Here is an 11,481-nt window from a genome sequence, read left to right as displayed (position 1 = left end):
CGGGCCGGTGGGGGCTGGTCGCGCCCCGCGGCGGAGCCGCAGATAGATGCGGCCCCGCGCCCCTCAAGGGGCGCGGGGCATGACATCTGTCATCCGGGAGTCAGGACCGTCGGCACTGCCGGGCGGACCGGCCCCGCAGCCACGATGGATGCCATGGACCCCATGGAAACCACCCCAGTGGTCGCGTTCGACCAGGTCACCAAGAGCTACGGCGAGGTACGGGCCGTCGACGGGCTCACGCTCACCCTCCGCCCCGGCGAAACCGTGGCCCTCCTGGGCCCCAACGGCGCCGGCAAGTCGACCACCCTCGATCTGCTTCTCGGTCTCAAGCAGCCCGACAGCGGTACGGTCCGCGTTCTCGGGCGCAGCCCCCGGGACGCCATCGTCGGCGGGCATGTCGGCGCCATGCTCCAGAGTGGCGGCCTGATGGACGAGGTCACCGTCCGTGAGCTGGTCACGCTGGCCTGCGCCCTGCACCCGCGCCCCTTCCCGGTCGGCGAGGTTCTCTCCCGGGCCGGGATCACCCAGTTCGCCGACCGCAAGGTCAACAAGCTGTCCGGGGGCCAGGAACAGCGCGTCCGGTTCGCGCTCGCCACGGCCGGGGACAGCGCCCTGATCGTCCTGGACGAGCCCACGACCGGCATGGACGTCACCGCCCGCCAGTCCTTCTGGGCGACCATGCGCGAGCAGGCGGACCAGGGCCGTACGGTCCTGTTCGCCACCCACTACCTGGAGGAGGCGGACGCGATAGCGGACCGCGTCCTCGTCCTGCACCGGGGCCGCCTGCTGGCCGACGGCACGGCCGCCGAGATCAAGGCGAAGGCGGGCGCCCGCCGGATCTCCTTCGACCTGGAGTTCGTGCCGGAGAGCCCGGCCGAGGAAGCGGCGCTCCGGAGCCTGCCCTTCCTCACCTCCCTCGACCTGTCCGGCCAGACGGTCCGCATCCAGTCCTCCGACGCCGACGCGACCGTCCACGCCCTGTACGGCCTCGGCCTCTACCCCCGCAACCTCGAAGTGGCCGGCCTGGGCCTGGAGCAGGCGTTCGTCACCCTCACCGCCGCGGCCGAGGAGGCGCGCACCTCATGAACGACCTCATCCGCCTCGAAATCACCCGGGCCCTGCGCAACCGCAGGTTCCTCTTCTTCTCGGTGATCTACCCCTCGGCGCTGTTCCTCCTGATAGCGGGCAGCGCGGACAGCACCACGAAGGTGACGGGCACGGAACTCACCCTCCCCACCTTCTACATGGTCGCCATGGCCTCCTTCGGCGCCCTGACGGCCGTACTGATGGGCAACAGCGAGCGCATCGCCAAGGAGCGCGAGAGCGGCTGGGTGAGGCAGCTGCGCCTGACCACCCTCCCCGGCCGCGGCTATGTCCTCGCCAAGACGGCGAGCGCGGCCGTGATCAGCCTCCCGTCGATCGTGGTCGTCTTCGTCGTCGCGGCGGCGGTGAAGGACGTCCACCTGGACGCCTGGAAGTGGCTGGCGCTCACCGGGACGATCTGGGTGGGCAGCCTGGTCTTCGCGGCCCTGGGAGTCGCCCTCGGCTATCTGGCGAGCGGGGACGCGGTCCGTCCGATCACGATGATCGTCTACTTCGGCCTGTCCATGCTCGGCGGCCTCTGGATGCCGACGACGAGCTTCCCCGACTGGCTGCAGGACATCGCGAAGTGGCTGCCCACGCACGCGTACGCTGCCCTGGGACAGTCCATCGAGCTGGGCAACGCCCCGCAGGCGAAGGACGTGGCGATCCTGGCCGTCTCGTTCGTCCTCTTCGCGGGCGGCGCGGCCTGGCTGTACCGGAAGGACACGCTGAAGGCGTGAGCAGCGTCGGCATCGGACAGCGCCCCACGACCCGCAGACAGCGGGTCGTGAAGTCCCTGTGGATCGGCATCTGGCTCGTCTACCTGAGCGCACCGGTCAGCGACCTCCTGCACGGCGGCCACAGCACGGGCGTACGGCTCCTCGGCTGGCTGGGCCTGGTGGTGTTCGTGGCCTGGTATGTGGCCATGGTCTTCCGCACGGGCCGCGGCGAGACGAACCGCCTGGTCATTGGCTCCCTGGCGGTCCTCGCGGCCCAGTCGACCCTCCTGTCCCTCACCCTGGGCCGCGAGTGGCTGGTCCTGTTCGTGTACGTGTCCACCGCGTCCGGCGCCGCCCTGCCGACGCGCATGGCCCGCTGGGCGATCGTGGCGGTGTCGGCCCTGATGACGGCGGTCGCCCTGGCGGTCCCCGGCGGCCACTTCTACCTGGCCGGGCTCCTCATCCCGGCCCTGCTCGGCGGCGGCGCCATGATGGGCGTACGCCAACTCGTGCGTACGACGATCGAGTTGCGCGAGGCCCGGGCCACGGTCGCCCAGCTGGCGGCCAACGAGGAGCGCCTGCGCCTGGCGAGGGACCTGCACGACCTGCTCGGGCATTCGTTGTCGTTGATCACTCTCAAGAGCGAGCTGGCGGGCCGGATGCTCCCCGCCCACCCCGAGAAGGCGGCCCTCCAGGTGGCCGACATCGAGAAGGTGAGCCGCCAGGCACTGGTGGACGTACGCGAGGCGGTGAGCGGCTACCGGCGCCCCCGCCTGGCCGGTGAACTGGCGGGCGCGAAGGTCGCGTTGACGGCGGCGGGCATCACGGCCGACCTGCCGACGAGCGCCACGGAGACCGACATCGAGGAGGAGGCGGAGGCCGCCCTCGCCTGGGCGCTGCGCGAGGCGGTGACGAACGTCGTACGGCACAGCGGGGCCCTGCGCTGCAGGGTGGAGGTGCTGAGCAGGCAGACCCTGGAGGGCCCGGTCATCGAACTGTCGGTCGAGGACAACGGCAAGGGCGACGGCTCACCCGGAACACCGGGCAACGGTCTGACGGGCCTCGCGGAACGTCTGGAGAAGACGGGCGGCTCCCTGGAGACGGCCCGTACGAAGCAGGGCTTCCGCCTGGTGGCGAGGGTCCCGGCGAACCCGTCTCCGTCTCCCACGGACGTAGGATCCGGTCCATGAGCCGCATGATCAAGGTCCTGTTGGCGGAGGACCAGTCGATGGTCCGCGAGGCGCTGGCCGCGCTGCTCGGTCTGGAGCCCGACATCGAGGTCGTCGCCCAAGTGGCACGCGGCGACGAGGTGCTGGCCGCCGCCCGCACCCACGCCGACCTCGACGTGGCCCTCCTGGACATCGAGATGCCGGGCGCCACGGGCATCGAGGCGGCGGCCCAGCTCCACAGGGACTTCCCGTCCCTGAAGTTGGTCGTCCTCACGACCTTCGGCCGCCCCGGCTATCTCCGCGCCGCCATGGAATCCGGCGCCGACGCCTTCCTGGTCAAGGACGCCCCGGCCGCCCAACTGGCGGAAGCGGTACGCAAGGTGCTGGCGGGGGAGCGGGTCATCGACCCGACGTTGGCGGCAGCGGCCTTGGCGGACGGCGCCAACCCGTTGACGGACCGCGAACGCGAGGTGCTGCGCGCGGCGGCGAACGGCGCGACGAACGCCGAGCTGGCGACGACTCTGCATCTGTCCCAGGGGACGGTCCGCAACTACTTGTCCACAGCGATCCAAAAGCTGACGGCCCGGAACAGAACGGAGGCGGTACGGATCGCGAGGGAGAAGGGCTGGCTGTAGGGGGGGGCGGCTGAGCTTCGAGGACCGCCGCGGGCCCGGTGGGGGCTGATCGCGCAGTTCCCCGCGCCCCTATCGGGGCGCCGGTCCGCACCCGGATTTCCCCGCTACACCCCCCTAGGCCTGCGGGGAGGCGGCCCGGCTTCCAACGAGGGCCGCGGGCAACCCCCTAGGCCTGCGGGGAGGCGGCCCGGCTTTCAACGAGGGTCGCGGGCAACCCCCTAGGCTTGCGGGGAGGCGGCCCGGTTTCCAACGAGGGTCGCGGGCAACCCCCTAGGCCTGCGGGGAGGCGGCCCGGCTTTCAACGAGGGCCGCGGGCAACCCCCTAGGCCTGCGGGGAAGCGGCTTGGCTTTCAACGAAGGCTGCGGGCAACCCCCTAGGGGCGCGGGGAACTGCGCGACCAGCCCCCACCGGGCCCGCACCCGCCCCCGAGCCGCAACCACAACCGCTACCTCAGTTCAACCGAGCCCTAGCCGCCCGAGCCTGCCCCCGGACCCGCTCGGCCCCCGCCTCATCCACCGCCTCGACAACCTCCGCATACCCCTCCAACTCGGCCGCCCCCACCAGGAACTCCCCCCGCCCCACCAGCAACTGAGCTCGCTCGTACCGCAGTCGAGCCGGATGCGAAGGCAACAGCAGCGCCAACTCCACCGCCCACAACGACACTTCCGACCGCTCCGGCCGCGCCGCCGCCCACGCCCGAATGTTGTTCAGTACTCGCAGCACCACATCCAACGGATCCGCCGGCACCAGCATCGACGGATCCAACGCCTCCCCGGTCGCCCCGGCCACCAGCAGCTCCGCGTCGCCCCCGCTCAACACCCGCCCCCCGTCGAAGGGATCGGCCAGCACCTGCTGGTCGACGGGCCCGAAGCCCACGACGAAGTGCCCGGGCAGCGCGACCCCGTACACCGGCGCCCCCGCCCGCCGCGCGACCTCCATCCACAGCACGGACAGCAGAATCGGCAACCCCCGCCGCCGTACCACCACTTCGTGCAGCAGCGAGGACTCCAGCCGCTGATAGTCGGCCGGGCTGCCCCGGAAGCCGAGACGCTCGCCCAACAGCTCGTGCAGCGCCGTCGCCCAGGACCGCGGACCGCCCGGCCGGAACGGCAACTGCCCGGCCAGCCGGTCGAGTTCCATCTGGACGGCGTCGACACCGGCCTCGTCCAGCGCCCGGTCCGCGACCCCGCCCATCAGCAGGCACAGCGTCGTCAGATCGGGCCGCTCGGACCGGGCTTCGTCGGCGAAGAGCCTGCGCAACTCGGTGGATCGTTCGGGTCCCGGGGGATACGGCGGAGGATGAGGGAAACGCATACCAGGCCCGTGCCCTCTCACACCGATCGATAGTGGTGGTAGGAGTGATGCGCTCCGAATCCCGTCCCGGCGTACAGCGCCCGCGCCCCCGCGTTGTCGGCCTCCACCTGGAGCCAGGCGGCCGACGCCCCCTCCTCAAGGGCCCGCCCGGCCAACGCGGCCATGACAGCCGTGGCCAGCCCCTGCCGCCGTCGGCCGGGGTCCACCTCGACCGCCCCGAACCCGGCCCACCGCCCGTCCACGACACACCGCCCAATGGCGGCGGGCGGCTCGCCCGCACCCCCGGGCACGGTCGCGAACCACACCGACGGCCCGCTCCGCAGGACCGAGAGCGCCACCTCACTCACACCTTTGCGGTGATACCGGGCGAGCCACGCCTCGTCGGCCTCCCGCGACAGCACGACCCCGTCCGGGTCCCCCCGGTCGGCGACGGGCGCCAGCCCCCCGACCCACAGCTCGGCCGTCACCTCACGCGTCCACCCGCGCTCCTCCAGCTCCGCGCACAGCAGCTCCTGCGTACCCTCGGCGCCGGTCGCGGTCTGGACGTACGCGGGGAGGCCCCGATCGGCGTACCAGCGGCGTACGGCGGTCAGCGCCTCGTCGAGCGGGAGGCCGGGGTCGCCGAGCGGCAGTACGGAATTGGCGCGCCGCGTGAACCCGGAGGCCGCCCGCAGCTCCCACTCACCGAGACGCTCGCTCTCCACGGGCTGCCAGGACCGCGCGGAGACCCGCGCCAGCTCCTCGTACGAGGCGGCGGGACCGCGCCGGCGGGCGGGGGCCGCCGGGACCACTTTGCCCGCGACCAGGGACGCTGCCGCGATGCGGACGCGCTCGCCGTCGCGCCGTGTGATCAGAAGCACACCCGCGACTTCGTCCCATGATGTGAGAACACCCACCGTGTCGGTGAACTTCTCACTATCGGTGGCTTCTTCGTTCAGCCGTCGAACGGAGACACGTTTGCCCACGTCAGCAGCGGTGATACGGACCTCGAGGCGGCCGAGAGCAGAGATTTCCACAGGTCAGTTCACCCCTCCTGTATGGATCATGCCTAGGAACGGAGATACTAGGCGTGGGCATCGACGACGCCGCGCTCCCGCGCGCCAGGTGGCGGGGCCTGAAGACGGCTCGCCAGCGCCCTATCGAGGAGGAACGACAGCGTGACCTACGTCATCGCGCAGCCTTGTGTCGACGTCAAGGACAAGGCGTGCATCGAGGAGTGCCCGGTCGACTGCATCTACGAGGGCTCCCGGTCCTTGTACATCCACCCGGACGAATGCGTCGACTGTGGAGCCTGTGAGCCGGTCTGCCCGGTCGAGGCGATCTTCTACGAGGACGACACTCCGGAGGAGTGGAAGGACTACTACAAGGCGAACGTCGAGTTCTTCGACGAACTCGGCTCGCCCGGCGGCGCCAGCAAGCTGGGACTGATCGAACGCGATCACTCCTTCATCGCCGCGCTGCCGCCGCAGAACGGCTGAGAGCGGCCCGCAGAGCCCGCGCCGCCTCGGTCCCGTACGGCCTGATCGCCTTGATCATGATCGCCGTACGGGACCGAGGCGTTTGCCGTACGTACGAAAGTGAGCCAGTAATCGTGTCCTCCGCAGTCTCCGACCGCCTCCCCACCTTCCCCTGGGACAAGCTGGAGCCGTACAAGAAGACGGCCGCCGCGCACCCGGACGGCATCGTCGACCTGTCGGTCGGCACGCCGGTCGACCCGGTCCCCGAGCTGATCCAGAAAGCGCTGGTCGCGGCGGCCGACTCCCCGGGCTACCCGACCGTCTGGGGCACGCCCGAGCTGCGCGACGCGCTCACCGGCTGGGTCGAGCGACGCCTCGGCGCCCGGGACATCACCCACCGCCACGTCCTGCCGATCGTCGGCTCCAAGGAACTGGTTGCCTGGCTTCCCACGCAGCTGGGCCTGGGCCCGGGCGACAAGGTCGCCTACCCGCGTCTCGCCTACCCGACGTACGAGGTGGGCGCCCGCCTGGCCCGCGCCGAGTACGAGATCTACGACGACCCGACGGACCTGGACCCCACCAACCTCAAACTCCTCTGGCTCAACTCGCCCTCGAACCCCACGGGCCGGGTGCTGAGCAAGGAGGAGCTGACCCGGACGGTCGCCTGGGCCCGCGAGCACGGCGTGCTGATCTTCTCCGACGAGTGCTACATCGAACTGGGCTGGGAGGCCGACCCGGTCTCCGTGCTCCACCCGGACGTGTGCGGCGGATCGTACGAGGGGATCGTGTCCGTCCACTCCCTCTCCAAGCGCTCCAACCTCGCCGGCTACCGGGCGGCGTTCCTCGCCGGTGACCCGGAAGTCCTCGGCCCGCTCCTCCAGATCCGCAAGCACGGCGGCATGATGACCTCGGCGCCCACCCAGGCGGCGGTCGTGGCCGCCCTCGGCGACGACACACACGTGGCCGAGCAGCGCGAGCGGTACACGGCCCGTCGTACGGCCCTGCGCGAGGCCCTGGTGCGTCACGGCTTCCGCATCGAGCACAGCGAGGCCAGCCTCTACCTGTGGGCCACCTGCGGGGAGTCCTGCTGGGACACCGTCGCCCACCTCGCCGACCTGGGCATCCTGGTCGCACCGGGCGACTTCTACGGCACGGCGGGCGAGACCTTCGTCCGCGTGGCCCTGACGGCGACGGACGAGCGGGTGGCTGCGGCGGCCGCGCGCCTGTAGAGGGTCTGTAGGGGGCCATTGCTGCTGTACGACGGAGGGGCCCGGGGAAAGATCCCCGGGCCCCTCCGCCATCACCTGGTCACCGCGCTCGGGTCAGCCCAGCGGCAGGCCCTGCAGGGGCAGCTGGCCGGCGCCCGGCAGGCCCTTCGTCGGGAGCGCGTCCGTCGGCAGGCCGCCCTTCGTCGCGGTCTTCGCGGTGTCGCCGAGGACGTCACCGCCGGCCGTCGTCGGCACGGCCTGCGTGACCGCGTCGACGTTCGCCGTGTCCAAGGCGGTCAGACCGCCGAGGTTCGGGGTGGCCGGCAGCCCGGCGGGCGCCGCGCTGGCGGAACCGGCCGCACCGACCCCGGCTGCCGCTCCCGCTGCGACGAGCAGCGCAGCACGGGCGATCCGGCGGGTCAGGGGGAGGGACATGATGCTCCTGAGTGTCGGTTGACTGTTGATCGTCCGGACTCGGACGCAGTGACTACCGCTCGAAGGCCCCTGAAGGTTGCGGCGCCCGAATGTAAAGAGTTGGCAATGCGTCGCATTATCGCCTGCGGATAAAAACGGGCAAAGGCCACCCGGTCCGAAAGTCGGGTGAATGCTTGCGACGCGTTACAGCCCTTTGTTCGCAAGGGTTGTGACGGACAGTGGGCGGATGTGGGGGTGACTCGGCGAAAACCCGGGCGGAGTCCTGCCGGGACCCGGCAGGAGTAACCCGTACGGGGGACTCCCCGCACTCCTGCCCGTACTACCGCGCGGTGACGATCCGGACAGCCTTCGTGTCCTTCTCCGTGCCGACCGGGCGCCACTCGCTGTCGGTGTTGCCTGCCGTCCAGCGGCGGCCCGCGTACGTGACGTTCTCGATGTGCAGCGCGGAGGAGTTGGCCACCGCCCAGTGCGCCAGCTGCCAGCCGCGCTGCTCGACCGTCGTCCCGGCGGCCGTGTCGGTGTCCGAGGGCACCGGAAGCGTCACGGTGGAGTCGGGGGTCGAGGAGGGCGAGGGCGTGGGGGTGGCGGCGGCCTTGCGGCCCACCTCCGCAGCGGCCACGGCGAGCACATCGCGGCCGAAGTCCCGTACGAGCGCCGCCCGTACGGCGTCCGGGCCGCCGGTCGGGGTGGTGTCCAGGCGGCCCTGGCAGGTCAGGGTGGCCGCCGCGCGGCCGGTCAGGGCCGCCGCCAGCAGCGTGGCGTCCGGCTCGTGCTTCGCGTACGCCTCCGGGTAGCCGCTGCGCTGCACGCGCTGCGCGGCCACGGTGAGCGGGAGGCGCTCATAGCCGGAGACCTTGACGAGATGCTCGTAGAACTCGCCCGCCGAGTAGGTCGGGTCCAGGATCTCCTTCTCGGTGCCCCAGCCCTGCGAGGGGCGTTGCTGGAACAGGCCCAGTGAATCCCGGTCGCCATGGGTGATGTTGCGCAGTCCCGACTCCTGGAGGGCGGTCGCCAGCGCGATGGCCACGGCCCGTTCGGGCAGCCCGCGCGCGGTGCCGACCGCGGTGATCGTCGCCGCGTTGACCGCCTGCTCGGGCGTGAACTCGTACGCGGTTCCGTCGCCGTCGGCCGAGACGACCTCGCAGGCCGGATCTCCGGTCCCGCCGGTGACGTACTGCACCGCGAGATAGCCCGCGACGGCGAGCAGGACCAGGAAGGACGCCCCACGACGGAGGAGGCGGCCACGACGCTTGCGGTGAGGGGACGGCTCCGGCATCCGTACAAGGTACTGGAGAGTAGGGTCCGCGGTTTCCGTGTTCGATGAGGAGGGAGGTCGGAGGGTCATCGGAAGGGGCTGAGGGGACGGTGTGGGGCGCTGCCCGTGCTGTGCCGGTGCTGTTCCCGCGCTGTGCGGTGGCGTGACCGGGCGGCGCGTTAGGGTCGTCGGCATGGCCGATACACCGCTTGACCTCACGCTGGACGCCGCTCGCCTGACCGCGTGGCTCGTCGACTTCCCCTCGGAGAGCGGCAGCGAGAAGCCCCTCGCGGACGCGATCGAGACGGCTCTGCGCGCCCTGCCGCACCTCACGGTCGAGCGGTACGGCAACAACGTCGTCGCCCGGACGAACCTGGGCCGCGCGGAACGCGTGATCCTGGCCGGCCACATCGACACGGTCCCGATCGCCGACAACGTCCCCTCGCGGCTCGACGAGGACGGCGTTCTGTGGGGCTGCGGGACATGCGACATGAAGTCGGGGGTCGCGGTGCAGCTGCGGATCGCGGCCACGGTGCCGGCGCCGAACCGGGACCTCACGTTCGTCTTCTACGACCAGGAAGAGGTCGCGGCCGAGCTGAACGGCCTCAGGCATGTCGCCGAGGCCCACCCGGAGTGGCTGGAGGGCGACTTCGCGGTACTCCTCGAACCGTCCGACGGCCAGGTGGAGGGCGGCTGCCAGGGCACGCTGCGGGTGCTGCTGAAGACGGCGGGCGAGCGCGCCCACTCGGCGCGCAGCTGGATGGGCTCCAACGCGATCCACGCGGCGGCCCCGATCCTGGCCAAGCTGGCCTCGTACAAGCCGCGTTACCCGGTGATCGACGGCCTGGAGTACCGGGAGGGGCTCAACGCGGTCCGGATCGGGGGCGGGGTGGCGGGCAACGTCATCCCCGACGAGTGCGTGGTGACGGTCAACTTCCGCTACGCGCCGGACCGTTCGGAGGAGGAGGCGCTGGCGCACGTGCGGGAGGTCTTCGCGGACTGCGGGGTGACGGAGTTCGTGGTGGACGACCACAGCGGCGCGGCCCTGCCGGGTCTCTCGCACCCCGCGGCGGCAGCCTTCATCGAGGCGGTGGGCGGTACCCCGCAGCCCAAGTACGGCTGGACGGACGTGTCGCGCTTCAGCGCGCTCGGCATCCCGGCCGTCAACTACGGCCCTGGGAACCCGCACTTGGCGCACAAGCGGGACGAACGGGTGGAAACCGGAAAGATCCTGGCGGGCGAGGAACGACTGCGGGCCTGGCTGACGTCCTGACCACACAGGAAGGCCGGGGCGGCGCTTCACGGCGGACATGCTCACGTCCCCCGTCCGTAACCGGCGGAGATCTACGCTGAGGTGGAACCACAGCAAGCGGAGGAAGGGAGCGGCCATGGCTACCGGCAACCCCGAGGGCAGCAAGCAGCCACCGGAGGAGCAGCGGCTCGGACCGGTGCTGCGCAGGCGCGGGCAGGTCCAGGCGAGCACCACCGACCAGCGTCTCCTCGACGCGGGCGGTCCCTCCGACTGGGTCCACACGGACCCCTGGCGGGTGCTGCGCATCCAGTCGGAGTTCATCGAGGGCTTCGGCACGCTGGCCGAACTCCCGCCCGCGATCAGCGTGTTCGGCTCGGCGCGTACGAAGGTGGACTCACCGGAGTACGAGGCGGGGGTCCGCCTCGGCCGGGGTCTGGTGGAGGCCGGGTTCGCGGTGATCACGGGTGGTGGGCCCGGGGCGATGGAGGCGGCGAACAAGGGGGCGTGCGAGGCGAAGGGCGTCTCGGTGGGGCTGGGCATCGAACTGCCCTTCGAGCAGGGGCTGAACCCCTACGTCGACATCGGCCTCAACTTCCGCTACTTCTTCGTCCGCAAGATGATGTTCGTGAAGTACGCGCAGGGTTTTGTGGTGCTGCCCGGCGGGCTGGGTACCCTGGACGAACTCTTCGAGGCGCTGACCCTGGTCCAGACGCAGAAGGTGACGCGCTTTCCGATCGTGTTGTTCGGGAGTGAGTACTGGGGCGGCCTGATCGACTGGCTCAAGAACACACTCATCGCCCAGGGCAAGGCCTCGGAGAAGGACCTGATGCTGTTCCACGTCACGGACGACGTGGACGAGGCGGTGGCGTTGGTGTCCAAGGAGGCGGGGCGGTAGTTTTTCGCCCCCGCCGCCCCTACCCGTCCCATCCTCGGGGGCTCCGCCCCCGAACCCC

12 protein-coding genes are annotated in these 11,481 nt (G+C 71.2%); 8 read left to right on the top strand and 4 right to left on the bottom strand.

Features of this window, described 5'->3' with window-relative positions; genetic code table 11:
* Nucleotides 1-153: 153 nt before the first annotated feature.
* Genes ACWCRB_RS46205 through ACWCRB_RS46190 form a run of 4 tightly spaced genes read left to right on the top strand, consistent with a single transcriptional unit; the run spans nt 154 to nt 3,606 of the window.
* The gene (locus ACWCRB_RS46205; RefSeq protein WP_451001812.1) at nt 154-1,086 is read left to right on the top strand and encodes an ABC transporter ATP-binding protein; all 933 of its coding nucleotides are present in this window, start codon (nt 154-156) and stop codon (nt 1,084-1,086) included.
* Nucleotides 1,083-1,823, top strand: a complete 741-nt coding sequence (locus ACWCRB_RS46200) for an ABC transporter permease (RefSeq protein WP_451001811.1) — start codon at nt 1,083-1,085, stop codon at nt 1,821-1,823. The genes ACWCRB_RS46205 and ACWCRB_RS46200 overlap by 4 nt, the downstream gene beginning before the upstream one ends.
* Nucleotides 1,820-2,992, top strand: coding sequence for a sensor histidine kinase (locus ACWCRB_RS46195; protein ID WP_451001810.1), 1,173 nt, complete (start codon nt 1,820-1,822; stop codon nt 2,990-2,992). The genes ACWCRB_RS46200 and ACWCRB_RS46195 overlap by 4 nt, the downstream gene beginning before the upstream one ends.
* Nucleotides 2,989-3,606: a response regulator transcription factor gene (locus tag ACWCRB_RS46190; RefSeq protein ID WP_451001809.1), complete on the top strand. Its 618-nt coding sequence runs from the start codon at nt 2,989-2,991 to the stop codon at nt 3,604-3,606. Before ACWCRB_RS46195 ends, ACWCRB_RS46190 begins: the two co-directional genes overlap by 4 nt.
* 451 nt (nt 3,607-4,057) lie before the next feature.
* On the opposite strand, the gene ACWCRB_RS46185 is transcribed toward ACWCRB_RS46190, so the two are convergent.
* Nucleotides 4,058-4,921 carry a transglutaminase-like domain-containing protein gene (locus ACWCRB_RS46185; protein WP_451001808.1) on the bottom strand — a complete coding sequence of 288 codons (864 nt, stop codon included), beginning with the start codon at nt 4,919-4,921 and terminating at the stop codon, nt 4,058-4,060.
* 17 nt (nt 4,922-4,938) lie between these two features.
* Entirely contained in the window at nt 4,939-5,937 is a 999-nt protein-coding gene (locus tag ACWCRB_RS46180; RefSeq protein WP_451001807.1) for a GNAT family N-acetyltransferase, read from the bottom strand.
* Nucleotides 5,938-6,078: 141 nt separating this feature from the next.
* Between ACWCRB_RS46180 and fdxA the strand changes: the two genes are divergently transcribed.
* Together fdxA and ACWCRB_RS46170 are read left to right on the top strand one after the other, a co-directional pair.
* Nucleotides 6,079-6,399: a ferredoxin gene (gene fdxA / locus ACWCRB_RS46175; RefSeq protein WP_369034909.1), complete on the top strand. Its 321-nt coding sequence runs from the start codon at nt 6,079-6,081 to the stop codon at nt 6,397-6,399.
* 113 nt (nt 6,400-6,512) lie between these two features.
* Nucleotides 6,513-7,607 carry a bifunctional succinyldiaminopimelate transaminase/glutamate-prephenate aminotransferase gene (locus ACWCRB_RS46170; RefSeq protein WP_451001806.1) on the top strand — a complete coding sequence of 365 codons (1,095 nt, stop codon included), beginning with the start codon at nt 6,513-6,515 and terminating at the stop codon, nt 7,605-7,607.
* Between the two features lie 93 nt (nt 7,608-7,700).
* On the opposite strand, the gene ACWCRB_RS46165 is transcribed toward ACWCRB_RS46170, so the two are convergent.
* Together ACWCRB_RS46165 and ACWCRB_RS46160 are read right to left on the bottom strand one after the other, a co-directional pair.
* On the bottom strand, nt 7,701-8,021 hold the full coding sequence (locus tag ACWCRB_RS46165; protein ID WP_451001805.1) for an ATP-binding protein: 321 nt from the start codon (nt 8,019-8,021) through the stop codon (nt 7,701-7,703).
* 319 nt (nt 8,022-8,340) lie between these two features.
* Nucleotides 8,341-9,297 (bottom strand): heavy metal transporter, encoded by a 957-nt coding sequence (locus ACWCRB_RS46160; RefSeq protein WP_451001804.1) that lies wholly within the window; start codon nt 9,295-9,297, stop codon nt 8,341-8,343.
* 172 nt (nt 9,298-9,469) lie between these two features.
* On the opposite strand from ACWCRB_RS46160, the gene dapE reads away from it, so the two are divergent.
* Together dapE and ACWCRB_RS46150 are read left to right on the top strand one after the other, a co-directional pair.
* Nucleotides 9,470-10,549 (top strand): succinyl-diaminopimelate desuccinylase, encoded by a 1,080-nt coding sequence (gene dapE, locus ACWCRB_RS46155; protein ID WP_451001803.1) that lies wholly within the window; start codon nt 9,470-9,472, stop codon nt 10,547-10,549.
* 115 nt (nt 10,550-10,664) lie between these two features.
* A complete protein-coding gene (locus tag ACWCRB_RS46150) occupies nt 10,665-11,423 on the top strand; it encodes an LOG family protein (RefSeq protein WP_451001802.1) in 759 nt (252 codons plus the stop codon).
* Nucleotides 11,424-11,481: the final 58 nt, after the last annotated feature.

Source organism: Streptomyces sp. NPDC002156, from assembly GCF_053593675.1.
Note: the sequence above shows the minus strand (reverse complement) of the source record. Positions and strands in the feature narration are given on the sequence as shown.

Bases quoted from the DNA above. Each gene is read 5' to 3' on its own strand.
- ACWCRB_RS46190 (WP_451001809.1), top strand. From the start codon at position 2,989: ATGAGCCGCATGATCAAGGTCCTGTTGGCGGAGGACCAGTCGATGGTC.
- ACWCRB_RS46150 (WP_451001802.1), top strand. From the start codon at position 10,665: ATGGCTACCGGCAACCCCGAGGGCAGCAAGCAGCCACCGGAGGAGCAG.
- ACWCRB_RS46200 (WP_451001811.1), top strand. From the start codon at position 1,083: ATGAACGACCTCATCCGCCTCGAAATCACCCGGGCCCTGCGCAACCGC.
- dapE (WP_451001803.1), top strand. From the start codon at position 9,470: ATGGCCGATACACCGCTTGACCTCACGCTGGACGCCGCTCGCCTGACC.
- ACWCRB_RS46165 (WP_451001805.1), bottom strand. From the start codon at position 8,021: ATGTCCCTCCCCCTGACCCGCCGGATCGCCCGTGCTGCGCTGCTCGTC.
- ACWCRB_RS46160 (WP_451001804.1), bottom strand. From the start codon at position 9,297: ATGCCGGAGCCGTCCCCTCACCGCAAGCGTCGTGGCCGCCTCCTCCGT.
- ACWCRB_RS46205 (WP_451001812.1), top strand. From the start codon at position 154: ATGGACCCCATGGAAACCACCCCAGTGGTCGCGTTCGACCAGGTCACC.
- ACWCRB_RS46185 (WP_451001808.1), bottom strand. From the start codon at position 4,921: ATGCGTTTCCCTCATCCTCCGCCGTATCCCCCGGGACCCGAACGATCC.